This is a genomic window from Bradyrhizobium iriomotense (assembly GCF_018130765.1).
In the GTDB taxonomy this organism is placed as follows: Bacteria; Pseudomonadota; Alphaproteobacteria; order Rhizobiales; family Xanthobacteraceae; genus Bradyrhizobium; species Bradyrhizobium iriomotense_A.
Map to the genome: position 1 here is coordinate 517,855 of NZ_JAFCJZ010000001.1, position 22,420 is coordinate 540,274.

Below are 22,420 nucleotides of genomic sequence, written 5' to 3' on the forward strand. Positions count from 1 at the left end.
GACCAAGAACCCTGTGAGGACCTCATGCCCGCACCGCTCGATCCCGTCATCGCCCAGATCATTCCGCTCATGCCGATGCGCGATCCCGCGGTCATGACGCCACAGAGCGCCCGCGATTCCTTGCGCGCACTGGCTGCTTCGCGCGCGGCCATCCCGCCGCCACCGGTCGAGAGCGTGCAGGACATCAAGGTGAAAGGCGGCGCGGGCCCGCTCGATGCGCGTATCTATCGGGTCGGCACCACGCCCGCGCCCACCGTAGTGTTCTTCCATGGCGGCGGCTGGGTCGCGGGCGATCTCGAGACCCATGACCGGCAGGCCCGCAATCTCGCGATCGAGACCGGCGCGGTCGTCGTCTCCGTCGACTATCGCCGTCCGCCGGAGACGCGCTTTCCCGGCGCCTTCGAGGATGCCTTTGCCGCGGTGCGCGACGTGTTTGGCCGTGTCGCGGAATTTGGCGGCGACACCAAACGCTTCGGGGTTGCCGGCGACAGCGCCGGCGGCAATCTCGCGGCCACCACCGCGATCGCCTGCCGCGATGCCGGCATCGGGCTCGCGGCGCAATTGCTGGTCTATCCCGTGACCGAAGTCGTGGGCAGCTACGCCGACGCACGCGAGAACGCGCGCTTCCCCTCACGCGCCGAGAATGCCGAAGGCTACTTCCTGACGCGCGCCACGATGGAATGGTTCTGCGGCCATTATCTCGCCGATCCCGCTCACGCAACCGACTGGCGCGTCTCGCCGCTGCGCGCCGCGTCGCTCAGAGGCCTCGCACCCGCGATCGTCACCACCGCCTGGTTCGATCCCCTGCGCGATGAGGGCGCCGCCTATGCGCGGGCGCTGGAGGCCGCCGGCGTGCGGGTCAAGCATCATGAGGGGCCCGGCCTGATCCATGGCTATTTCGGCATGGGCGACGCCTCGGACGTCGCGCGCGCCGAGGCCCAGCGGGCGCGGGCCGACTTCAAGGCACTGCTCGTGCGTGGGGTCTGACGCGTTGCCACGAGGCCGGGCTGGATTGCCAAATCATCTGATCCGTATCTTCATCGGCCTCGCCGCCGTGTTGCCGTCGGTTACGGCTGTCTCTGCCACGCCGCAGACCGTCTATTTTCGCAGCGCCGACGGCGCCACCACGCTGGTCGGCTACCTGTTCCAGCCCACAACGCGCGGGCCCTGGCCCGCAATCGTCATGTTGCACGGTCGCGGCGGCCCCTACTCCAGCAACAACAAGTCCGGCTGCGCCTCGGTCGGGGCCGGCATCGGCTCGCCCTGCGGCGCCACCACCTTGTCCAAACGGAACGTGATGTGGGGCGAGTACTGGTCGGCACGCGGCTACCTGGTCCTGCTGCCGGACAGCTTCGGTCCCCGCGGCAAGGCTTACGGCTTCGGCCGCTTCACCCATGACGATCCTGACCGTGCCGACGTCAACGAGCTGACGGTGCGCCCGCGCGATGCCGAGGGAGCGCTCGCTTTTCTGCGCGGCCGCAGCGACGTGATCGGCCGCCAGATCTTTCTCCAGGGCTGGTCCAACGGCGGCAGCACCGCGCTGAACGTGATGATCCGGCAGGACAGCAAGACGGCCGGCTATCGCGGCGCGCTCGTGTTCTATCCGGGCTGCGGAAAGAGCGCTCTGCTCGCGCCGACCATCTCCACCGCGGCACCAATCGCGATGTTCCTCGGCGCCGATGACGAGGAGGTCTCGCCGCAGATCTGCCAGCACGTCGCCGACCGGTCGCGGCAGTCAGGCAGCCCGATCGACGTCACCGTCTATCCCGGTGCCACCCATGATTTCGACGAGCCTTCGTCCCGGCGGCAGTCCGTGCCGGGGAATCAGGCGGCAAAGGACGATGCGCTCGTCAAGGCCGCGGCGCAGCTCGATCGCTGGAAAAATTGAAGCGACGCAGATGCCCGCTCGCTGATCCAGCTTGATTGCGCCACGATTCCCGGCTCCAATCCGCCCGCCATCTTTTGGTTTAGGGAGACACCCATGATGAAGCGGATTTTCCTGGCTGCGATCGTTGCCACCTTTGCAGCGGGCTCGGCCTTCGCGGAGGACACCTGCGAGAGCAAGGCGGTCGGCAAGGACGGTAAGCCGCTGGCCGGCGCCGCCAAGACCTCGTTCCTGAAGAAGTGCAAGGCCGACGCCTGCGCGCCCAAGGCCGTCAGCGCCGACGGCAAGCCGCTCGCCGGCGCCGCCAAGAACAGCTTTATGAAGAAGTGCGAAGTCAGCGCGTAAGGCGTCATTCCAAGAAACTCTCGTGCCCCGGACGCAGCGCAGCGCTTCCCTGGCGATGCGAAGCATCGTCCAGTTCAGCGGTGCGCTGCAGAGCCGGGGCCCATGCTCCCACGTGCATCGTCCGAGAGATGGGTCCCGGCTCTGCGCAGCAGCGTTACACGCTGCAGCGCGTCCGGGACACGAGACCTGCAGATCAGGCCCTGCTAGTTTTCGCCATCACTCCCGCCTGAACCGATAATCGAACGCCCCATCCAGCGGCTTGATCAGACCTACCGTCGGCGCCGGAAAATGGATCGGCAGGATCAGCGTGTCCGTATCCACAACGGACGCAAAAAACTTCCGCCGCGACACCGCTGATTGCTTCGGGTCCCAATCCGGCCTTGCCGACCAGTCCGGCTCGCGGCACTGGATCTGGTGATGCATGAGATCACCGGCGACCACGGCACGCTGACCTTTCGAGAAGATGTTCACGCAACAGTGGCAGGGCGAATGCCCCGGCGTCGGCGTCAGCGTGACCGTATCATCCAGCGCGTAATCGTCATCCACCAGCAGCGCCTGCCCAGCCTCGACGATCGGCAGGCAATTGTCACGGAAGACCGTGCCGGGCGGGTTGTTTCCCTTGGCATGCTCGGCCTCCCAGGCCGCATATTCCCCCTTGTGAAACACGTATTTCGCATTCGGGAACGTCGGCCCCCAGCGGCCGTCGCGCAAGGTCGTGTTCCAGCCGGTGTGGTCGATGTGCAGATGCGTGCAGAACACGTAGTCGATCTGCTCGAAGCCGATGCCGAGCGCGAACAGCTCGTTGCGCCAGCGCTCCTTGCCGGGAAAATCGAACGGCGGCGGATGCCCCTTGTCTTCGCCGGTGCAGGTATCGACCAAAATGGTGTAGCGCGGCGTGCGCACGACGAAAGTCTGGTAGGTGATCACCATCATGCCGTGCGCGGCATCGAACACCTCCGGCTCCATCGTCGGCAGATGACGCTTGAACACGCCGTCGTCATAAGCCGGGAAAAAATCTTGCGGCCGCCGCCAAGGCCCCTCCCGTTCGATCACCGCATCGATGGTGATATCGCCGATCCGCAATTGCTTCATCGCCGTTTCACTCCCATTTTTTGAGGGAGCGTAGCGGGGGCGATCGGCGCGTTCAAGGCGCGTCGAACGCCGTCAGGCCTGCTTCAGCAGATGCCGGGCGAATTCGGGCAGCGTGCGGAAGGCCATGTGCAAATTGTCGTTGAAGGAAGCGGTCTGATAACCGTGGTGCTGCCAGGCGAGAACAAGCGCTGTGTGGCTGAAGATCGAGACATGGCCGTTGCGCGGGCCGACATACCACCAATTGACGCCGTGCATCTCAAAATCGGATGGCTGCACCAGTGTTGAGAACAACACGAGCCCATCCTCCTTCGTGCTTGACGCGATGGCGGCGATACCGGCCATCGGATCGGGCATGTGCTCCAGCGTCTCGAAGCAGGTGACGATATCGAATTTTTCCTGCGGCGGCCGCGCGAAATCGGCCACGAAGGGATCAAAGGTCTGCGCCTCCAGGAAGCCGGAGTCGCGCAACGTAGCGCTCAGCAAGCCGTCGCCGCCGCCATAGTCGAGCAAGCGCAACTCCGCCTTCTTCGCTCCGAAAAAATGTTGCACCAACTTTGCGCTGTTGGTCGGCCGAACCTCCCTGTAGTCGGGATCGACCTCGATATACCCGTCGTTGTAGATGTCGGCCTTGAAGCTCGCCTCGCTCCAATCGTCGAACGCATCGGTGAACAGGAATCCGCAGACCTGGCAGCGGTGGTAATAGACCGGCCTCCCCAACAGCGGCAGCCGCCCGCGGCGCGCTTCATTGCAAGTGTTTGGCGAAATCGACCACGCCGAAAAGGGCGGCCTCCGCGCTGCAGATCTTGCACGGCAGAGGCGCCGTAGAAACCTCTTTCAGTTTGGCGATCATGCCCCGTTCCGCAAACTTTCGTGCGGAATGGACCATCGCCCGTGAGAGTTGCGCGAGGCTTGCGCTGGCGAGTTCCCATCGCTCGCGCGACAGAGCGTCAGTTGGACTGTTGCGACAGCATTCACGCAGCGACGCATATGCGTCGCCTGGGCGTCACACGCGCGTCGTCGGCCGCACTCGATAATCTCTGCCTCATTCCAGATTGATCGCACACAGATTGTGCAGCAAAAGCATGGGGCACCTAAGTGAAGAAGCTCTTCTCCGTCCTATCGTCCATATCGCTTGCGGCATCGCTGGCCGGCGCTGCGGCGCCGGCACACGCCGATCAGGATGACAGCGGCCGCGACCGCGGGTCCGACAGCTTCCGCGATCGCGACCATGATCGGGGCCACCACCACGGCCGCAGGTCGCCGGTGGTCCTCATCTCACTCGACGGCGCAAAGCCTGATTTCATCCAGCAGTTCATCGAGGAAGGCGTGCTGCCGCGCGACGGCGGGCTGGCGCGGCTGAGCCGCCATGGTGCCGTGGCGTTGCAGAACATCACGGCTTCGCCCTCGCTCACCGCGGTCTCCCATATCGAGATCGCGACCGGCTCGACCGCCGTTCACAACGACATCCCCTCCAACACCTTCCAGGCCATCGTCGGCCCGATCACATCGAGCCTCAGCGGCTTTGCGGCGCCAATCGGCGGCTATCGCGAGAGCCCGCTTGGGCCCTCGCCGCAGCCGACCGCGGCGCCGCTCTGGGTGCAACTGCGCCAGCAGGGAAAGAAGGTGGTCACCGCGACGTGGCCGGGTGGCGACGGCGCCGACATCTCGATCAACGGCACTGTGGTGCAGCCGGCCCAGCCGATCCGCGTCACCGACTACACCGTGCCGTTCGGCGCGTTCGGCGGGCTCAGCGCCCAGGGCTTTTCGCTGACGCAGGCGAACTTCGCGCCCGATCCGGCGGTGGCCGCGGCGCTGCAGGCGGCCGACCGCTTCTCGTTCAGCCCGGTGCTGGCAACGCCGGCGCCGATCGAGACCTTCTCGTGCGCATCAGTGCAGACCGCGACCTGCACCAGCGCGGCCACGCAGGACCTCAAATACGCGATCCGGGTGGCGGCGCTCGACACCACCAACGACAACAAGGTCAACTACGACACCCTCGTGTTCTTCGATGCCACGCGCGGCATCACGGCCGGGCCGTTCAAGCCGCCGGCGACTGGACCTGCCTATGCGAAGTTCGGCGGCGAGAATGCGCCGTTCTTCTTCGAGGGCAGCGGCGCCAGGGTCGGCGCCGCCTATTTCGTCTCGCAGTTCGCGCCCGATCTGTCGGTAGTGCGCTTTGCCCGCTACGGCGCCAATTACATCCCGCGCAACGCGGCCGTGCTGGCCGACGTCGACGACATCAACAACAGCATCGGGTTCTGGCGCCCGCAGGCCGACTTCCGCATTCCGGAGCGGCTCAGCCCGGGCTTCACCGACTTCCCCGACATCGAGATCGAGGCGATGTACGAAGACATGGTCAAGACCTTCGTGCGCTACCAGGCCGATATCGGCGAGCGCGCGATCAAGAACCATCCCGATGCCGATCTGGTGATGATCTATATCGAGCAACCGGACGGCTCCGAGCATCAGTTCCTGCTCACCGATCCGCGCCAGGGCACCAATCCGAAGGACCCGAGCTCGATCGGCGCCGGCCAGGACGCCGCCAAGGTCGCCCGCTACAAGTCGTACATCCGCTTCGCCTATCAGACCGCCGACAAGGCGGTGAAGCAGATCATCGAGGCGGCGGGGCCGGACAGCAACATCATCGTGGTGTCGGACCACGGCTTCGCACCGTTCCACACCTCGGTCAGCATGACCAACATCCTGAAGAATGCCGGCATCGACACCAGCAAGGTGGCGATCCGCACCTCGGGTCCGTCGGTCAATATCTACGTCAACCTGCAGCAGCGCGAACAGGGCGGCACCGTCGATCCCGCGACCTACACAGCGCTGGTGACGCAGATCACCGACGCCGTGAAGAACGCAGCCGATCCAAATCCAAAATTCAACTTCTCGCTCGAGCGCGGACGCCTCTTCACCGTGGTCGAGACCCGTCCGCTCCAATGCGAAGCCGGGATCGGGCAATGCACCAGCAAGACCATCGGCCAGGATTTCGGCGATGTGTTCGCGCTGATGGCGCCGGGCTACAATTTCGACGGCATCCAAAACCCCGGCGTCGCCCGGCTCGGCGATGCGCCGTTCAACGCGGCAACGACCACGCTGTCGATGCCGAATTTCTACGGCGCCCACGGCCACGATCCAAAACTGCCGGTGATGAGCGCGACCTTCATCGCCGCCGGCCCGCAAATCCGCAACAACACGACGATCCGCCGCATGCGCAATCTCGACGTGGCCCCGACCGTCATGCAACTCCTGGGCGTCAGGCCGCACCAGGTCGACGGCGAGGTGCTGCGCGAGATTTTACGCTGACGACCGAGGCCGAGCGGATGGGCGCCGATCAGCGCCCATCCCTGAGCAATCCTGTTCGCGGCGGGAGCTAGTTCTTCACCGTAGACCACATTGCAAAGCTGCCGCGCGGTAAATATGCACCGAGCCGATGCGAGCAAATCGGCGAAACACAACCGCTGAGGCGGATCGCACGAATTTACGTATTTATGTATGATTTAATTCACAGCGCATTTCCGGTTTGGCTGTAAAATGCCACTGCGCAACGCGGTGGCTCTCAGGCCTTCCGCTTTGCGGTCGAGTTGATTTGTGGCTCTATGCAGATAGGGCTGAAAAGGCCGCCAGGATCAGGCCCACCACCCGCTTCGGGGAGCGCGTTTCCCATGTTCGCGGACACGACCACCGTGCCTCGTCTGACATGGCGCTCACCGGAAGGGAGGTTCGTTGTATATGATTTGGGGGCCGCGTCATTCAGCAAGATGTCGGCGCGCGCGCAAGCGGGCGTTGACGTTGTTTGGAGCACGAGGTGCCCGGTGCGCGCTGTCAATAGCGTCACGTTCTGCTATCCTGCCCCCGTTCTGCAAAGCAGCGGGGCGGGCAAGGTGAACCATCCGGGGATCGATGTTGCAGATGCCCCGCCATCGCGGCGCGTGCTTGCGATTCTGGCCGCCGACGTCGTGGGCTATGCTCGCCTGACCGAGGTGGCGGAAGAGGCCACCCACGTCCGCCTGCGAGCGCTTCGTTTCGGCGTCATCAACCCGTGCATCGTCTCCTTCCGCGGCAGGATCGTGAAGAATACGGGCGACGGCTTTCTCGCCTCCTTCGATTCCTCGCTTGATGCGGCGCGCTGTGCGGTCGCCTTGCAGCACGAAGTCGCAGCGGCGCAGACTCGGGAAGGATACGACCGGAAGATACAATTTCGAATAGGTCTGAACGTTGCGCAGACCATCGTCGAGTCGGAGGACATTTTCGGAAAGGGCGTCAACATCGCGGCGAGACTCGAGCAGTCGGCGCCGGCGGGCGGTGTGGTGCTTTCGGACGAGATGTTCCAGCAGATCAAGGACCGCATCGAGGTACCGGTCCAGGATCTGGGCGTCCTCCGACTCAAGCATCTTGCACGCCCCGTTCATGCTTATTCTCTCCTGCTGCCAGAGGCCGAACGATTGCCGTCGAGCGGCGGCCGCAAGGCGAGCCGCCAGGCCAAGGTGCCCTACATCGCGGTCCTGCCGTTTCGTACCCAGGGAGCGAACCCGGAGGACGATTACTTCGGCGACGGGACGGCCGACGAGATCGTCGTGGCGCTTCAGAGCCTCCGCGGGCTGTTCGTCATTTCGAGCATGTCCACCTCTCCCTATCGCAGCGGACCGATCGACAGCCAGAAGATCGGCCAGGAGCTCGGCGTCCGATACGTCCTGAGCGGCAGCATCCGACGCGCCGACAAGCGGCTTCGCATTGGTGTGGAATTGAAGGACGTCGAAGCGGGGATCGTGCTCTGGGCAGATCACTATGATGGCGACGTCTCCGAATTGTTCGAATTTCAGAGCCGCATTGCGACGCGCATCGTATGGAGCATCGCTCCCCAGGTCCGCGAGGCGGAGCTGAAGCGCGCGCTGCAAAAGCGCTCGGACAATCTCAATGCCTACGAGCTGCTCATGAAGGCGATCGACTTCATGTATCGCATGAATTTCTTCGACTTCAGCCGGGCCGGCGAGCTGTTGCAGGCCGCAATCGCTTCGGATCCGAGCTATGCTACGCCCTATGCCTATGCAGCGCTCTGGCACATTCACAATGTCGCGCAAGGCTGGGGCGCCGAGGGCGGCCCGGATGCTGCGGAAGCGGCGCGCCTTGCCACGGCGGCGGTCGATCGTGCGCCGGCAGACGGCTTCGCATTGGCCGTTCTCGGACACACCAAGGCCCTGTTGTTCAAGGACTACGACGCGTCGCTCGACCTCTTTGATCGCGCGTTGAGCGCGTCGCCCGGAAATGCTATGGCTTGGACCCTTAGCAGTGGCGTGTACGGCTATCTTGAGGAGGGCCAATCAGCGATCACGCGCGCTGAACAGGGATTGCGGCTGTCGCCGGCCGATACACAGGCGTATTTTTACCTGATGTTCCTCGGCCAAGCACATTACATCAACGGCAATTACGATGAGGCGGTTGTGTGGGCCCGCAAGACCGCCGCTCTGAACGGACGGCTGTCTGCCAACCTGCGTGTTCTGGCAGCCGCCTATATTGCGAAGGGCCAGAACGAGGAGGCCCGGGGCATCACCAGGATGATTCTGGACATCCAGCCGCGATTCAAGCTTTCGGCCTATCGTGAGCGTTGCCCCTTCAAAATAGGTTTGCGCGAACGCTTCATCGGACATTTGCGAGAGGCCGGCTTGCCGGATTGAAACCATGCTGCATTTGCAGCGAACCACAGGAGGATCCCGTCATGGGGGGCAATTGGTTCGGAGGCAACTGGTTTGGTGGCAATTGGTTCGGAGGAAACTGGTCAGGCGGCTCGGGCGGCGGCGGCGGATCGCCCGTGTTCGCGATGCGGGCCGACCGGCCACTTGCCGAGATCGCGATCACGCGGGACTACTACGCCAAGTTCCGAGACTCTGAATGGGATCCGGATCTGCGCGCCATAGCGATCATGCCGGAGTTTCTGGCCCAGACCATCGGCGGCAAGCAATGGCAGGCGGCGGTCGCGTTGCCACCGCCCACCTACCCCGTCACTGCGAAGATGATCAACGAGGTTTTGGTGCTGGCTGTCGCGGAGCGGCCGGAAGCGCTTGGCGAGATCGTGGAGGAGAACCAGAATTTTCAGCTGCGCTGGCTGCAGCTTCTCAACATCACCGCCTCGTCCCACCCGCATACGTTCCTGCTGATGAAGATCATCGCCCGGGTTGGCGAGTTTGCGATGGTCCAGCTCAAGCTCCAATATCCGAATCCGGCCGGCGCCGCGCCCCCACCCTATTGGTACCAGCCGCGACCAAGCCAGGTCTGCCCGACGGTGTATCCGCCGGTCCAGGTCCCGGGACACCCGGCCTATCCGGCCGGACACGCGCTCATTGGCACGCTCACCTCCGAATGCCTGGTCGACCTGCTGCCTCAATACAAGGAGGCGCTGCGCGCACTGGCCGCGCGAGTCGGGATGAACCGGGTGATCGCGGGATTGCACTATCGCGAGGACATCGACGCGGGCGCCAGGGCGGCGGTTGACCTCAAGCCCTTCCTGACGGCCTGCCCGTTCTACGCGGCCACGTTCAAACTCGCGCAGACCGAATGGCAGTGAGATCACGCGCAACCTGACCACGGCAGCGGAGGCAGCCATGACGCCTTGGGAATTGCGCACCGGCTATGTCCGGGTGCTCATGCAGCGTAATCAGAACGACGTGTTCATCCAGGCGGCAAACGACCTGCTCAAGGGCAAGAGTCCGGCCCGCACGATGAGCGAGTATGTCCGCAGGAATGCGGCGCCCGACTTTTTGATCGACGGTGAATTCGGCGCGTTGCCGCTCTGGGATGGCGCCGATCAGCGGCCTGCAGTCTCGATCAAGGACAGGGGCGAAAATGCGTCCGCGCTCCTCGCGCTCGATAAATCGAAGAAGTTCCTGGTCCGCGCTTACGTCGCTCCCGAAAGCCTCGCCAAGCCGGGTTTCAACAATGGCGAGCCGGTCTGGTTGGATCCTGATGTGCGCGGCGACTTTGCTTTACCCCCCGCCAGCAAGGCCACGGGCGATACCGAAGGGGTTCGGCAGGACCTCAACACCGCGACGCTGCAGCACAACGGCCTTAACGGCGCGGGTGTTGCCGTCGCTGTCGTCGATACCGGCATCTGCAAGTCACATCTTGCGACGCGGTTCGGGTTCAACCCGGACCTGGATGTCGACAATTCGTGGACGCCACCGACCGTGGCGACGACACCGGGACTCCATCGCATCGGACACGGAACGATGTGCGCCTACGGCGTGCTCGCGGTTGCCCCGAACGTGACGCTGCTTGACTATCCCTTGCTGCTTGGGCGTCCGGTCGGGGAGCACACCGTCAGTGCGACAATCGGGGAAATGATGAGCGGTTACCTGATGCTGATCTGGCGCTGGGCGGTCATTGGGACGATTCCGCAGCGCGCGCTCGTGGTCAACAATAGCTGGGGCATCTTCCATCCTAGCCTGGACGACTTCCCGCCCGGCGATCCCATGCGCTACATCGACAATCCCTATCACCCCTTCAGACTGTACATCTGGCTGCTCACGGCATTCGGGGCCGACGTGGTTTTCGCCGCCGGCAACTGCGGCGTCGGCTGCCCCAATGCCGTGTGTCTGCAGCGGACGACAGGAATGATCATGGGCGCGAACGCCTACGACGAAGTGCTGACGCTCGCCGGTTGCGACATCCACGACGCGCGCGTCTGTTATTCCTCGCAAGGACCGTCGATCGCGGGCATGCCTCCGCAGAAGCCCGATATCACCGCCTATACGCAGTTTCTCGGCTCGAAGATCCAGCGCGGCCCGCGCGGCTTCGAGCCGGATACGGGAACGTCGACGTCATGCGCCGTCGCATCCGGGTGCATCGCCGCGCTGCGAACCGTGCAATCGCCGACGGCGACGGATCCGGCAACCATGATTGCGGTATTGAAGGCGACGGCGGGGCCCCAGGGCGGCGCTGTGCCGAACTACGATTACGGCTACGGCATCATCCGGCCGGTGGCGGCGGGCCGAAACCTGGGCATCATTCACTGAGCGCGCAAATCGCCAGCCGAGCCACCGTCAAACGCGCAGAGGCCGACCGCCGCTATGAAGAGCTGCTCTAGCTCCGCAACCCCGGCGCTTCCTGCCCCGTGCGCGCGACATACTCCGTGTAGCCGCCGCCATATTGGTGGATGCCTTCCGGCGTCAGCTCCAGCACGCGGTTCGACAGCGTCGCCAGGAAGTGGCGGTCGTGCGAGACGAACAGCATGGTGCCCTCGAAATCAGCGAGCGCCGTGATCAGCATCTCCTTGGTGGCGAGGTCGAGATGGTTGGTCGGCTCGTCCAGCACCAGGAAGTTCGGCGGGTCGAACAGCATCTTGGCCATCACGAGGCGCGCCTTCTCGCCGCCTGAGAGCACCCGGCAGCGCTTCTCGACGTCGTCGCCGGAGAAGCCAAAGCAGCCGGCGAGCGCGCGCAGAGAGCCCTGCCCCGCGGTCGGAAACTGGTCTTCCAGCGACTGGAACACGGTGCGCTCGCCGTCCAGCAGGTCCATCGCATGCTGGGCGAAATAGCCCATCTTGACGCTGCCCCCTAACGCTACCGTGCCCTGGTCGGGCTCGCTTGCGCCGGCAATGAGCTTGAGCAGCGTCGACTTGCCGGCGCCGTTCACGCCCATCACGCACCAACGCTCCCTGCGGCGGATCATGAAATCGAGGCCGTCATAGATGCGCTTGGCGCCATAGCCCTTGTGGACGTTCTTGAGCGCCACAACGTCCTCACCCGAGCGCGGCGCCGGCGGAAAGTCGAACGCGACGCTCTGGCGCTTGCGCGGCGGCTCGACCCGCTCGATCTTGTCGAGCTTCTTCACCCGGCTCTGCACCTGGGCGGCATGAGATGCGCGCGCCTTGAAGCGCTCGATGAACTTGATCTCCTTGGCGAGCATGGCCTGCTGGCGCTCGAACTGCGCCTGCTGCTGCTTCTCGTTCTGCGCGCGCTGCTGCTCGTAGAATTCGTAGTCGCCGGTGTAGGTGGTGAGCGAGCCGGAATCGATCTCGATCACCTTGGAGATCACGCGGTTGATGAACTCGCGGTCATGCGAGGTCATCAGCAGCGTGCCTTCGAAGTCGTGCAGGAACTTCTCCAGCCAGATCAGGCTTTCGAGGTCGAGATGGTTGCTCGGCTCGTCGAGCAGCATGACGTCGGGGCGCATCAGGAGAATACGCGCCAGCGCGACGCGCATCTTCCAGCCGCCCGAGAGCTTGCCGACGTCGCCGTCCATCATCTCCTGGCTGAAGCCGAGGCCGGACAGCGCCTCGCGCGCCCGGCCGTCGAGCGCATAACCGTCGAGCTCCTCGAAGGCGTGCTGCACTTCACCGTAGCGGGCGATGATCTCGTCCATCTGGTCGGCCTTGTCAGGGTCGGCCATCGCGGCCTCGAGTTCGCGCAGCTCGGCCGCGACCTCGCTGACGGGACCGGCGCCATTCATCACCTCGGCCACGGCGCTGCGGCCAGACATCTCGCCGACGTCCTGGTTGAAATAACCGATGGTGATGCCCCGATCGGTCGAGACCTGCCCCTCGTCCGGCAGCTCCTCGCCGGCGATCATGCGGAACAGCGTGGTCTTGCCGGCGCCGTTCGGCCCGACAAGGCCGATCTTCTCCCCCTTGTTGAGGGCCGCGGAGGCTTCGATGAACAGGATCTGGTGGCCGGCTTGCTTGCTGACGTTGTCGAGGCGGATCATGGGGTCTTTTGGGGGGATTTTTGCGTTGCAGCGTCATAGGCCATACGGGCCGCCAGGGGAAGCCCGGCGGGGTACGGATTCCACCTCGACAGGCGCCGGATTCCCGCAATTCACTCCAACGCTTAGGGTGATCCAGCCGGAACATCTGGGGCGCAAGGCGTGACGTCCGCTTGTGAGCTATAGCCCAATTGCCGCTGCCGCCCGCAGACGTCGGCCGGTTACCCGCAACGGACTCGCCGGCAAACTACTCGATCACCTCGTCGGCGCGGCTGAGGATCGCCGGCGGAACGGTGAGGCCGAGCGCCTTGGCGGTCTTCAGATTGACGACCAACTCGAAAGTGGTCGATTGCTGGACCGGCAAGTCGGCGGGCTTGGAGCCCTTAAGAATTTTTCCGGCATAGATCCCAACCTGCCGATAGGCCGCCGTAAGACTCGCGCCATAGCTGATCAGGCCACCGGCCGCGGCGTATTCACGGATCCCATAGATCGCCGGAACGGCATGGCGTTCCGCCAGCGCCACAATCTGCTGACGTCGGCTATTGATGAATGGTTCGGCAGTGACGACGAGCGCGTCGGCGTTGCTCTGGACGAGGGAGGCAAAGGCAGCGTCTATTTCGCTTTCGCTGCCGGCGTACAGGATAGGAAGCTGCACCCCCTTCGCGCGCGCCGCCTCCTGCATTTCTCGCACCATCCGCGTCTGCGGATTGTTTGGGTTCACCAGTAGGGCGATCGATTTGGCCTGCGGAACCAGCTCGGACATAAGTTCGAGCCGCTTGGATGTCAGTTCGCCGCCGAGCCAACTAACGCCGGTGACGTTGCCGCCCGGCCGGGCGAGACTGGCGACAAGGCCGATCGCGATCGGGTCGCCGCCGATGGCGAAGACGATCGGGATCGTCTGAGTTGCCGCTTTGGCCGCGCGTGGCGCACCGCCGCCGAACGACACGATCACGTCGACCTTGCGGCCCACGAGATCGGTGGCCAATGCGGGCATTTGATCATCGCGCCCAATCCCTGGCGGAACGCAGCCACAAACGGGGCGGATGGGCCAGGCGCTCCTGCGCCGAGGTAGCCGATCACCGGGATCGCCTTCTGCTGCGCGCGAGCTGCATGCAGCCACATAGCTGCGCTGCAGAGAAGCATAATGATTTCGCGTCGCTTCATTGCCGCCCATAGTTCTTGGCAGGCTTCGTAACCGTTCAAAATGGTATGGCTAGACCCATCTTACAAAGCAGACAATATGAAAAGCGCTATCGCGACCGGAACGAAAATCGCCAAAGCCAACAATTGCCCTTTTGCGAAATCGTGAAGATCGACGAGGTCAACAGGAAAGACACCAAGGCAACAATTCGCATAATAGAACGAGTTCTGATCTTCACCATCCGCCGAGTGTGCAGATGGAGTCTTGTCGTCCCCCGCATCACGAACGAGAGGCGTTTGTGGCTGCCGCTGAGATCTCTCGATCATCGCGATTCTCCTCCAGCCTGCGAACTTGAGAGGCGCGCCGAAGTCAAAGAGTGATGCCGTGCTCCACTGTCAGGACCTCGCGCAAGGCGGGTCGTTTAGCGTCGTCCGCTTGCAAATCTGTACTCGACTTCCAGTTCGATGGGTCCACCGGCAATACACGCATCAATCTTGCGGTTGCCCGCTACCTGCCAAGCTCACTGTAGTGAGCGCTTCGTTGATCACCGCTGGTGGGGCGCGCTCGCGGACAACGACTTCTAAAGATCCCCACGCCCAAAGGGTTTCTTGCCTGCCGCTGCCTGAGACATCGCATCCTTGCAGGAATCGCTCACCTCTGCCATGTGCGATTTTATGCAGGCTCTGATGCCGCCGGTGCCGGGCACAATACCGGCACATAGCTTCGCAACATCGGTCTTGCATACCTTTCCGGTCACCGCCACCGTGAGCACGCGGTCTTCGCAGGTTGGCGATAGGTCGGTCAAATGCGATGCTATGCAGGCCTTGATCCGGCCTTCACCGGGCTGAATGCCGGCACACAGTGTCTTGATATCGCCGGCGCAGGGCTTGCCCGTCTGCTGCGCCTCGGCGACAGAACCTGACAGCAGCAGCGCTGCTATTACAACAAGCCCAGCTTGCATTCCTGCCATTTTAGATTCCTCTGCGAGATTCAAAAAAGGGCGGATGGGGGTGATATCCGAAAGCCGGCCGCGCCGCTAGAACGATGCCGCTGGGACGCAAGAAGCCGGTTCGATGGCGCAAAGCGCGGTGGCTGGCTTGGGGCCAGTAGGTGACGTCACACGTTTGGCCCAATGGGGGCTGCCGACTTAGGGCAGTCCCGCTTACGCACAGTCTTGAATGACGAGATGCTACACGCGGAACCACACCTCATTGGAGGCGGTATGATCTTATAGAACTCTTGGAATTCTTCTGTCGCCGCCACTATCCACCGTTTTTCGTAATGCGACAGGTAGGCTTGAGTGATAGGGTTGAATTTTCAGGCGTCTATTGAGGCCCGGGTTATCCCGGCAAGCAGTGCTCACAGTCCGGTTCGAGGCTGTGCAATGCCCAAAATTTTGCTGGTCGAGGACAACGAGATGAACCGCGACATGCTCTCGCGGCGTCTGGTGCGTGGCGGCTACGAGGTCACCATTGCCGAGGACGGAGCGCGCGGCGTGGCAATGGCGACGAGCGACAGGCCCGATCTCATTTTGATGGACATGAGCCTGCCGGTGATCGACGGTTGGGAGGCGACGCGCCAGATCAAGGCCACGCCTGAGCTACGCAAAATCCCCATCATCGCGCTGACGGCGCACGCCATGGCGACCGACCGGGACAAGGCCCTCGAGGCCGGCTGCGACGACTACGACACAAAGCCGATCGAGCTGAAGAGGCTGCTGGGAAAGATTGAAACACTACTCGCGGCTGCGGGACAGTAGACGACCTACAAGTTCCGGACAGATGACGAGAGGAAACAACTCATGAAAACGGCTCAGTACAAGTGGTCCCAAAGTGACGGGTGGCGGCCGAATTTGCCATCTGGCGACGTCGGACGACAGAGTGTCATGTTCGTTTTCGGTGCTAGATCGTTGGTGCAGGCGGGGACCCTCGTGGGCGAGTTGCGCGACCACTTCAAAGGGGCCGCCATGCTTGGTTGCTCGACTTCCGGCGAGATTATCGGCGACGTAGTCGTCGACGACTCTGTGAGTGCCACCCTTGCAGACTTCGAACATACGCGACTGCGGTTCGCCTCCGCTACGATTGGTGAGGCGAAGGCAAGCTACGACGTCGGCAAGGAGCTCGCGCAGCAATTGAACGACGCCTCATTGCGCCACGTGTTCGTGCTTTCGGACGGTTTGCACGTCAACGGCTCCGACCTGGCGCGCGGTCTCGCCAGCGGCGTATCAGAAGGTGTGTCGATAACTGGCGGCCTTTCCGGAGACGGAACCAACTTCGCCGAGACTTGGGTCATTGCCGACGGTGGCGCAGGCCCTCAGCGCGTGGCGGCGGTCGGTCTGTATGGCGACGATTTGCGCATTGGCTACGGATCGATGGGCGGCTGGCAGCCATTTGGGCCGCTGCGCACCATCACACGGGCCGAAGGCAACGTCCTCTATGAGCTGGATGAGCGTTCGGCGCTCGATCTCTATAAATCGTACCTGGGCCCACACGCGGACCAGTTGCCAAGCTCTGCCTTGCTTTTTCCTATCCTGGTTACCGAGGCAAAGGGCGGCCAGGGTGTCGTCCGAACCGTCCTGTCTGTGGACGAGCAGAAAAAGTCAATGACGTTCGCGGGCGACATCCCACAGGGCGGAACGGCGCAGTTGATGAAGACCAATGTCGACGATCTGGTCGACGGCGCGACCGCTGCTGCGAAGGCCAGTCTCAGCGGGCTCGGCGACAGGCGACCGGACCTTGCAATTCTGGTGAGCTGCGTCGGTCGTAAGCTCGTGATGAAGCAGCGCACCGAGGAAGAAATCGAAGCAATTCGAAATGTCTTCGGGGCGGATGCGAAGATTTCCGGGTTCTACTCGTACGGCGAGCTTTGCCCCTTCATACATGGTGGCGACTGCCGCCTGCACAATCAAACCATGACAATTACAACTTTCGCCGAGGACTGAACGGTCATAGGGCACAGATGCACAGGCTGCTACGACGCCAGCTCAGAAAGCACCTCGGTGTGGAGGGCGACGTACCGGCTGCGTTGCAGTCTTTCGTGGCAGCCGTCGATTCCGCATACACCGATTTCGATAGCGATCGGGCGATGGTCGAGCGCTCGCAAGAGCTGAGCTCGAAGGAGCTGTCGGAGGCACGCGACAAGGCAACAGAGGCGCAGCGCCGGCTGGTCGACGCGATCGAGAGCATCTCCGAGGGTTTCTCGCTCTACGATGCCGACGACAAGCTAGTTATATACAACCGGCGGTACCGGGACATGCACGGCACCGCCAGCATCAATGTCGTGAATCAGGGCGTATCGTTCGAGACAATCCTCCGCAACGCGACCGCAAGCGGTGATATCCGCGACGCGGAGGGGCGCGTCGAGGCCTGGATCGAGCACCGCCTCGCTCAGCATCGCGATCCCAAGGGCACGCATGTGCAACGCCGCTCCGACGGGCGCTGGATCCAGATCAACGAGCGCAAGACCGACGACGGCGGCACCGTCGCGACTTACACCGACATCACCGATGTGAAGAAGGCGGAGCAGGCGATCCAGGAGAGCGAGCAGCGGCTGCGTGTCATCGCCGAGGCCGCGCCGATGGCGGTGGCGATCGTAACCTTCGAGGACGGGATCATCCGGTATGCCAATCGGCGCTTCAGCGAGATGTTCGAGCTCGAAGGTTCGACTGCCCTGGGCCTGCAAGCGAAGACCTTCTACGCAGACCCGCAACATCGTGAGCGCTTCATCAGCGCGCTCACCGAGTACGGCCATGTGGAGGGCATGGAGATGCTGCTCAAGCGGGTTGGAGGCGAGGAGTTCTGGGCGCTCATAGCTTCGCAGCGCGTCGAGTTCGAAGGGCGCCCGGCGATGATCAATGGCCTCGCCGACATCAGCGACCGCAAGCGCATGGAAGGCGAGCTGCACAAGGCGATCTGGGCGAGCGAGCAGGCGACGCGCGCAAAGTCGGACTTCGTAGCCAACATGAGTCATGAACTGCGCACGCCCTTGAACGCGATCATCGGATATAGCGAGATCCTGTTCGAGGACGCCCAGAGCGCCGGCCGTGACTCGGAGATGGCGGACCTGCGTAAGATTCAGGATGCCGGAAAGCATCTGCTCGGCCTGATCGACAACATCCTCGATCTTTCCAAGATCGAAGCTGGCAAGATGACGCTCTATCTCGAGACCTTCGAGCTCCGCCCCATGATCGATAGCGTCGCGGCGACCGTCACCCCGCTGGCCAAGAAGACCGGCAACGCTCTGGTGGTGAACTGTGCTGACGAGATCGGCACGATCCACAGCGATCTGACCAAGGTGCGGCAGACCCTGTTCAACCTTCTCAGCAATGCCTGCAAGTTCACGCGGAACGGAACGATAACGCTGACCGTGCTGCGTGATACGAATGCGGCTGGCGAATGGATCGAGTTCCAGGTACGCGATACCGGCATCGGCATGACGCCAGATCAGCAGGCCAAGGTGTTCGAGGCCTTCACTCAAGCGGACGACTCGACGACCCGCGTCTATGGTGGTACTGGGCTCGGCCTCGCCATCACCAAGCGCTTCTGCCGGCTGATGGGCGGCGACGTGACGCTGATCAGCGAAGCCGGCAAGGGGACAACGTTTGTGGTTCGTCTGCCGGCGGTAACACGCGCTGCATCGGACACTACAGTCTCGGCGGCAGACAAGCGTTTCGAGGGTCCGCAGGCTGCCGAGCCCGAGCATGCGCCGATCGTTCTCGTGGTCGACGATGATCCCAACGCGCGGGAGCTGCTGCGCCGACACCTGCAACGCGGCGGTTACGCCGTTCGCCTGGCTGCCAATGGCGACGAGGCGATGAAGCTCGCCCGCACGCTGCACCCCGATGTCGTCACGCTCGACGCTTTGATGCCTCAGATGGATGGCTGGGCCGTGCTCAGCGCCATGAAAGAAGATGCGGTACTTGCGGAAATTCCTGTGATCATGGTCACGATCGTCGACAACCAGGGCATTGGCTTCTCGCTCGGCGCCGCCGATTACCTGGTCAAGCCGATCGATCGCGACAGACTGGTCAGCGCGGTGGAAAAGTGCTGCCCAAGGGGCGCGCCACGACACGTGCTGATAGTCGAGGATGACGCGTCGGCCAGCGAGCTGATGGGGCGCGCCTTGAGGCAGATCGATTGCATGGTGACGCAAGCAGAGAATGGTCGGATTGGTCTTGAGCGTTTGAATGAGGCTTCACCCGATGCAATTCTGCTCGATCTGATGATGCCGGAGATGGATGGGTTCGAGTTCATCGCGCGACTGCGCGCCGAAGCCCGCTGGCGGCGCATCCCAGTCATCGTCGTCACGGCGAAGACGCTGACCGCCGAGGATCGCGCGCGCCTCAACGGCCAGGTACAGCATTTGGTGCACAAGGGCGAATACAGCGGCAAGGCCGTGCTGGCGGCGCTTGACGAGCTGGTGCCCCGCCACACCGGGCGCACGCGGATCGGCCATGAGCATCATTGACACCGACAGCGCGCGCGCTTGGCGCATTCAGCTTGCCCACCTTCGCCAGGAACTGCAGTCCCCGGTCAACGCCTTGCTCGGTTACGCAGAGATTCTGGACGAAGAGGCGTCCCGGAACGGGCGCTCGGACATCCTCCCCGATATGAACCGTATCCTCAGCGCAGCCCGGGATCTCGCCGGCAAGGTCGACCGGCTGATGGACGGCGATCGCGCCAAGAGCCCGCCCGGCTCAGCGGCCACCACGCAAGAACAGGATCTTCGTCACGAGCTGCGCACGCCGCTCAACGCGATCAAGGGCTATGGTGAGATGCTGCGCGAGGATGCAGCCAGTTTTTCAAGCGATTCCCTGCGGGCGGATCTCGATCGCCTGCTGGCTGCGGCCACCGACCTGTTGCTGCGTCTCGATCGCATCGTGCGATTCTCGGTTGACGTCGAGGAGACGAGCTTGGCTCCCGATCAGACCGGCGCGGTCATGGTTAGCGACCTGATGCGCAGCCTCGGGCCGGTCCGGCCGTATGCTGTCACCGAAACCGGTTCTATCCTCGTCGTGGACGATATCGAGGCCAACCGCGACCTGCTGTCGCGCCGGCTGACCCGTGACGGCCATCGCGTCTCTTCGGTGGCCGGCGGCCAGCAGGCGCTGCAGGCGCTCGCCAACGATGAGTTCGACCTCGTCCTGCTCGATTTGATGATGCCCGATATCAACGGGCTTGACGTGCTGGTGCGTATGAAGGCGGATGAGCGGCTGCGCCGCATTCCGGTGATCATGATCACGGCCTTGGCGGAGACCGAGAGCGCCGTCCGCTGCATCGAGGCCGGGGCCGAGGACTATCTGCCGAAGCCGTTTAATCCGATCCTGCTGCGCGCGCGGATCAATGCTTGCTTGCACAAGAAGCGCTGGCGCGACCGCGAGCAGAAGTATCTTCGCCGCATCGAGGAGGAGACCACCAAGTTTGAGCGGCTGCTGCTGACAATCCTGCCAAGGCAGGTGATAGGCCGCCTGAACCACGGCGAAGTCATGATCGCCGACCGCTTCGAGGGCGTGAGCGTTCTGTTCGCCGATCTGGTGAGCTTCACCGAGCACTCGGCACGGGTCACGCCTGCAGCGATGGTCGAGTATTTGAACCGGTTGTTCTCGGAATTCGACGCGCTTGCGCGCGAGTTCGGTGTCGAGAAGATCAAGACCATCGGCGATGCCTACATGGCTGTCGCCGGCTTGCCCGATCCGAACCCCGATGCGATCGCGGCGATCGCGAAGATGGCGCTCGGCATGATCGATCGGCTAGACCGCGTCAACCGGCATTTCGGCTGGTCGTTGCAAATCCGCATCGGCATACATTCCGGTCCCGTGGTTGCCGGCATCATCGGCGCGCACCGCTTCCTCTACGACGTGTGGGGCGACACCGTAAATGTCGCCAGCCGGCTCGAGGCCTATTCTCTACCCAATCGCATCCACGTGTCCCAGGATATAGCCCGCCACCTCGTCGGTCCCTTTGCGCTCGAGCCACGCGGCAGCGTTGAGGTGAAGGGCAAAGGCAAACTGGAGACGTTCTTCTTGAGTCGGATTTAGATGCGCGTCCCCCCGCGAGGGCGCCGGTAGGTCCTTAAGCAAGTGCTGATCTTTTCAGGCAAGTAGCGAGCACTTGGTGAACACAGCGCTCACCGGCCGATGATGGTGATCGTGATCGGGTCCCGCGTCACCGGTTGATCGGTCTCGCGTCGGCTTTGGGTCCACAAGCAGCGTTGGACGCCAAGTTGGATAGGCGTCCGGTTTGCCCCTGACAGTCGACATGACACGCGCTCAATCGACCTTCGGCTAAGGGCCACTTGCTGAGATTGGCTTGGGCGAGGCTTGAGGCCCGCTTCAGCTCCAGAAGCGGACATCCGACGCCAGCGAGTGTGCGCCCTAAGCCCGCCGCATCAGCTTGAGCGAGGCGGCAAGGCGCAAGCTGCGCTTGCCGGCCAGCGCGATGCCTTCGAGCTCGCCGCTGTCTTCCGTGCAGGTGCCGGAGAAGCCGATCCCGACCTCATAGCCGCCGAACACGGGGTTCTCGCCCTTCGCCGGCGTGTGCTCCTGGTTCAGCATCTCGCCCTTCCAGCGGCCGTCCGCCGAGGAATAGGAGCCGAGATAATAGAAGAACGCATCGCCCCCGAGGATGCGGCCGTCGATCAGCAGCATCACGCCTGACAGTCCGGCCTCGACACCGTCGAGCGCGCGCAGGCTCATCCCATAGAGCCCGTTGGCGATGCCGCCCGGCCCGATCGCGCCGCGCGGCGGCAGCGCCCCGTCGTCGAGCCGCGTCATGTTGGCCCAGAAATGGGCGCCCGGCATCGTGTTCGCACCGCCCTGAAGACGTATCTCGTTGCCGTACAACCGGCCGCGCGCCCCGATCGAGGCGACGTCCGCCCCCATCAGCGGCTTGTAGGTGGGATCGAGGTTGTGCCGATCGGTGATGACCTCGGCAATGATCTCGCCGTCGCGCTCCACATAGGTGCCAAGATGCGCAAAGCCCGAATTGCCGCCCAGCATCTTGCCGTCATGCAGGCACATGATGCTGCGGCCGAACGCATCGTTGACGCCGTATTCAACCTTGTAGAGTCCGTCCAGCAACGCAATTCGCCCGCATAATCAAAAAGAATCGCGGGCTACCTAGCACCGCTGCCGCACCGATTCCACCCGGCTTTTCCGCGCAGGGTACCCTGAAGGACCTTGCTCTGCCATGTTGCCATTATGCCCCTGTTTTGCCCGACGGGTCAAACAACGGATCAAACAAATTTCGTAAAATCAGCAC

Annotated in this window: 18 protein-coding genes; 11 read left to right on the forward strand and 7 right to left on the reverse strand. The window is 63.2% G+C overall.

The annotated features are described in order from the left end of the window. The first annotated feature begins 24 nt into the window (after nucleotides 1-24). The 3 genes from JQ635_RS02470 to JQ635_RS02480 all read left to right on the forward strand — a co-directional run bounded on the left by JQ635_RS02470 (nucleotide 25) and on the right by JQ635_RS02480 (nucleotide 2,230). Nucleotides 25-987, forward strand: coding sequence for an alpha/beta hydrolase (locus tag JQ635_RS02470; protein WP_211408270.1), 963 nt, complete (start codon nucleotides 25-27; stop codon nucleotides 985-987). 25 nt (nucleotides 988-1,012) lie between these two features. Continuing rightward, nucleotides 1,013-1,888, forward strand: coding sequence for a dienelactone hydrolase family protein (locus JQ635_RS02475; protein WP_246583234.1), 876 nt, complete (start codon nucleotides 1,013-1,015; stop codon nucleotides 1,886-1,888). A 93-nt stretch (nucleotides 1,889-1,981) separates the two neighbouring features. Next, entirely contained in the window at nucleotides 1,982-2,230 is a 249-nt protein-coding gene (locus JQ635_RS02480) for a hypothetical protein (RefSeq protein ID WP_211406749.1), read from the forward strand. A 216-nt stretch (nucleotides 2,231-2,446) separates the two neighbouring features. On the opposite strand, the gene JQ635_RS02485 is transcribed toward JQ635_RS02480, so the two are convergent. Further along, the gene (locus JQ635_RS02485; RefSeq protein ID WP_211408272.1) at nucleotides 2,447-3,322 is read right to left on the reverse strand and encodes an MBL fold metallo-hydrolase; all 876 of its coding nucleotides are present in this window, start codon (nucleotides 3,320-3,322) and stop codon (nucleotides 2,447-2,449) included. 72 nt (nucleotides 3,323-3,394) lie between these two features. Beyond that, nucleotides 3,395-4,039, reverse strand: coding sequence for a class I SAM-dependent methyltransferase (locus tag JQ635_RS02490; protein ID WP_349631832.1), 645 nt, complete (start codon nucleotides 4,037-4,039; stop codon nucleotides 3,395-3,397). Between the two features lie 378 nt (nucleotides 4,040-4,417). Between JQ635_RS02490 and JQ635_RS02495 the strand changes: the two genes are divergently transcribed. The 4 genes from JQ635_RS02495 (at nucleotide 4,418) to JQ635_RS02510 (ending at nucleotide 11,334) form a co-directional block, all read left to right on the forward strand. Then, nucleotides 4,418-6,631 (forward strand): alkaline phosphatase family protein, encoded by a 2,214-nt coding sequence (locus JQ635_RS02495; RefSeq protein ID WP_211408273.1) that lies wholly within the window; start codon nucleotides 4,418-4,420, stop codon nucleotides 6,629-6,631. Between the two features lie 509 nt (nucleotides 6,632-7,140). Then, entirely contained in the window at nucleotides 7,141-9,000 is a 1,860-nt protein-coding gene (locus JQ635_RS02500) for an adenylate/guanylate cyclase domain-containing protein (protein WP_349631833.1), read from the forward strand. Between the two features lie 41 nt (nucleotides 9,001-9,041). Then, nucleotides 9,042-9,887, forward strand: a complete 846-nt coding sequence (locus JQ635_RS02505; RefSeq protein WP_246583235.1) for a PA-phosphatase — start codon at nucleotides 9,042-9,044, stop codon at nucleotides 9,885-9,887. A gap of 37 nt (nucleotides 9,888-9,924) precedes the next feature. Further along, nucleotides 9,925-11,334: a S8 family serine peptidase gene (locus JQ635_RS02510; RefSeq protein WP_211408274.1), complete on the forward strand. Its 1,410-nt coding sequence runs from the start codon at nucleotides 9,925-9,927 to the stop codon at nucleotides 11,332-11,334. Nucleotides 11,335-11,401: 67 nt separating this feature from the next. Here the strand turns inward: JQ635_RS02510 and JQ635_RS02515 are convergent, their stop codons facing one another. From JQ635_RS02515 to JQ635_RS02530, 4 genes are all read right to left on the reverse strand, one after another. After that, on the reverse strand, nucleotides 11,402-13,024 hold the full coding sequence (locus JQ635_RS02515) for an ABC-F family ATP-binding cassette domain-containing protein (RefSeq protein WP_211408275.1): 1,623 nt from the start codon (nucleotides 13,022-13,024) through the stop codon (nucleotides 11,402-11,404). A gap of 244 nt (nucleotides 13,025-13,268) precedes the next feature. Next, the gene (locus JQ635_RS02520; RefSeq protein ID WP_246583236.1) at nucleotides 13,269-14,015 is read right to left on the reverse strand and encodes an ABC transporter substrate-binding protein; all 747 of its coding nucleotides are present in this window, start codon (nucleotides 14,013-14,015) and stop codon (nucleotides 13,269-13,271) included. A gap of 230 nt (nucleotides 14,016-14,245) precedes the next feature. Then, nucleotides 14,246-14,488: a hypothetical protein gene (locus JQ635_RS02525; protein WP_211408276.1), complete on the reverse strand. Its 243-nt coding sequence runs from the start codon at nucleotides 14,486-14,488 to the stop codon at nucleotides 14,246-14,248. A gap of 254 nt (nucleotides 14,489-14,742) precedes the next feature. Next, entirely contained in the window at nucleotides 14,743-15,132 is a 390-nt protein-coding gene (locus JQ635_RS02530) for a hypothetical protein (RefSeq protein ID WP_211408277.1), read from the reverse strand. Nucleotides 15,133-15,546: 414 nt separating this feature from the next. Here JQ635_RS02530 and JQ635_RS02535 point away from each other — a divergent pair, with 414 nt between their 5' ends. From JQ635_RS02535 to JQ635_RS02550, 4 genes are all read left to right on the forward strand, one after another. Continuing rightward, nucleotides 15,547-15,921, forward strand: coding sequence for a response regulator (locus JQ635_RS02535; RefSeq protein ID WP_211406758.1), 375 nt, complete (start codon nucleotides 15,547-15,549; stop codon nucleotides 15,919-15,921). A 42-nt stretch (nucleotides 15,922-15,963) separates the two neighbouring features. Continuing rightward, nucleotides 15,964-17,103 carry an FIST signal transduction protein gene (locus tag JQ635_RS02540; protein ID WP_211408278.1) on the forward strand — a complete coding sequence of 380 codons (1,140 nt, stop codon included), beginning with the start codon at nucleotides 15,964-15,966 and terminating at the stop codon, nucleotides 17,101-17,103. Nucleotides 17,104-17,198: 95 nt separating this feature from the next. Beyond that, a complete protein-coding gene (locus JQ635_RS02545) occupies nucleotides 17,199-19,628 on the forward strand; it encodes a response regulator (RefSeq protein WP_211408279.1) in 2,430 nt (809 codons plus the stop codon). Then, nucleotides 19,615-21,198, forward strand: coding sequence for an adenylate/guanylate cyclase domain-containing protein (locus JQ635_RS02550; protein ID WP_211408280.1), 1,584 nt, complete (start codon nucleotides 19,615-19,617; stop codon nucleotides 21,196-21,198). The genes JQ635_RS02545 and JQ635_RS02550 overlap by 14 nt, the downstream gene beginning before the upstream one ends. Nucleotides 21,199-21,534: 336 nt before the next feature. On the opposite strand, the gene JQ635_RS02555 is transcribed toward JQ635_RS02550, so the two are convergent. Continuing rightward, complete coding sequence (locus JQ635_RS02555; protein ID WP_211408281.1) at nucleotides 21,535-22,239, reverse strand: hypothetical protein; 705 nt, start codon at nucleotides 22,237-22,239, stop codon at nucleotides 21,535-21,537. Between the last annotated feature and the right edge of the window lie 181 nt (nucleotides 22,240-22,420).

Coding starts and splice junctions, on each gene's coding strand:
- JQ635_RS02470 (WP_211408270.1), top strand. CDS start 25: ATGCCCGCACCGCTCGATCCCGTCATCGCCCAGATCATTCCGCTCATG.
- JQ635_RS02480 (WP_211406749.1), top strand. CDS start 1,982: ATGATGAAGCGGATTTTCCTGGCTGCGATCGTTGCCACCTTTGCAGCG.
- JQ635_RS02485 (WP_211408272.1), bottom strand. CDS start 3,322: ATGAAGCAATTGCGGATCGGCGATATCACCATCGATGCGGTGATCGAA.
- JQ635_RS02505 (WP_246583235.1), top strand. CDS start 9,042: ATGGGGGGCAATTGGTTCGGAGGCAACTGGTTTGGTGGCAATTGGTTC.
- JQ635_RS02510 (WP_211408274.1), top strand. CDS start 9,925: ATGACGCCTTGGGAATTGCGCACCGGCTATGTCCGGGTGCTCATGCAG.
- JQ635_RS02515 (WP_211408275.1), bottom strand. CDS start 13,024: ATGATCCGCCTCGACAACGTCAGCAAGCAAGCCGGCCACCAGATCCTG.
- JQ635_RS02520 (WP_246583236.1), bottom strand. CDS start 14,015: ATGCCCGCATTGGCCACCGATCTCGTGGGCCGCAAGGTCGACGTGATC.
- JQ635_RS02525 (WP_211408276.1), bottom strand. CDS start 14,488: ATGATCGAGAGATCTCAGCGGCAGCCACAAACGCCTCTCGTTCGTGAT.
- JQ635_RS02530 (WP_211408277.1), bottom strand. CDS start 15,132: ATGGCAGGAATGCAAGCTGGGCTTGTTGTAATAGCAGCGCTGCTGCTG.
- JQ635_RS02535 (WP_211406758.1), top strand. CDS start 15,547: ATGCCCAAAATTTTGCTGGTCGAGGACAACGAGATGAACCGCGACATG.
- JQ635_RS02540 (WP_211408278.1), top strand. CDS start 15,964: ATGAAAACGGCTCAGTACAAGTGGTCCCAAAGTGACGGGTGGCGGCCG.
- JQ635_RS02550 (WP_211408280.1), top strand. CDS start 19,615: ATGAGCATCATTGACACCGACAGCGCGCGCGCTTGGCGCATTCAGCTT.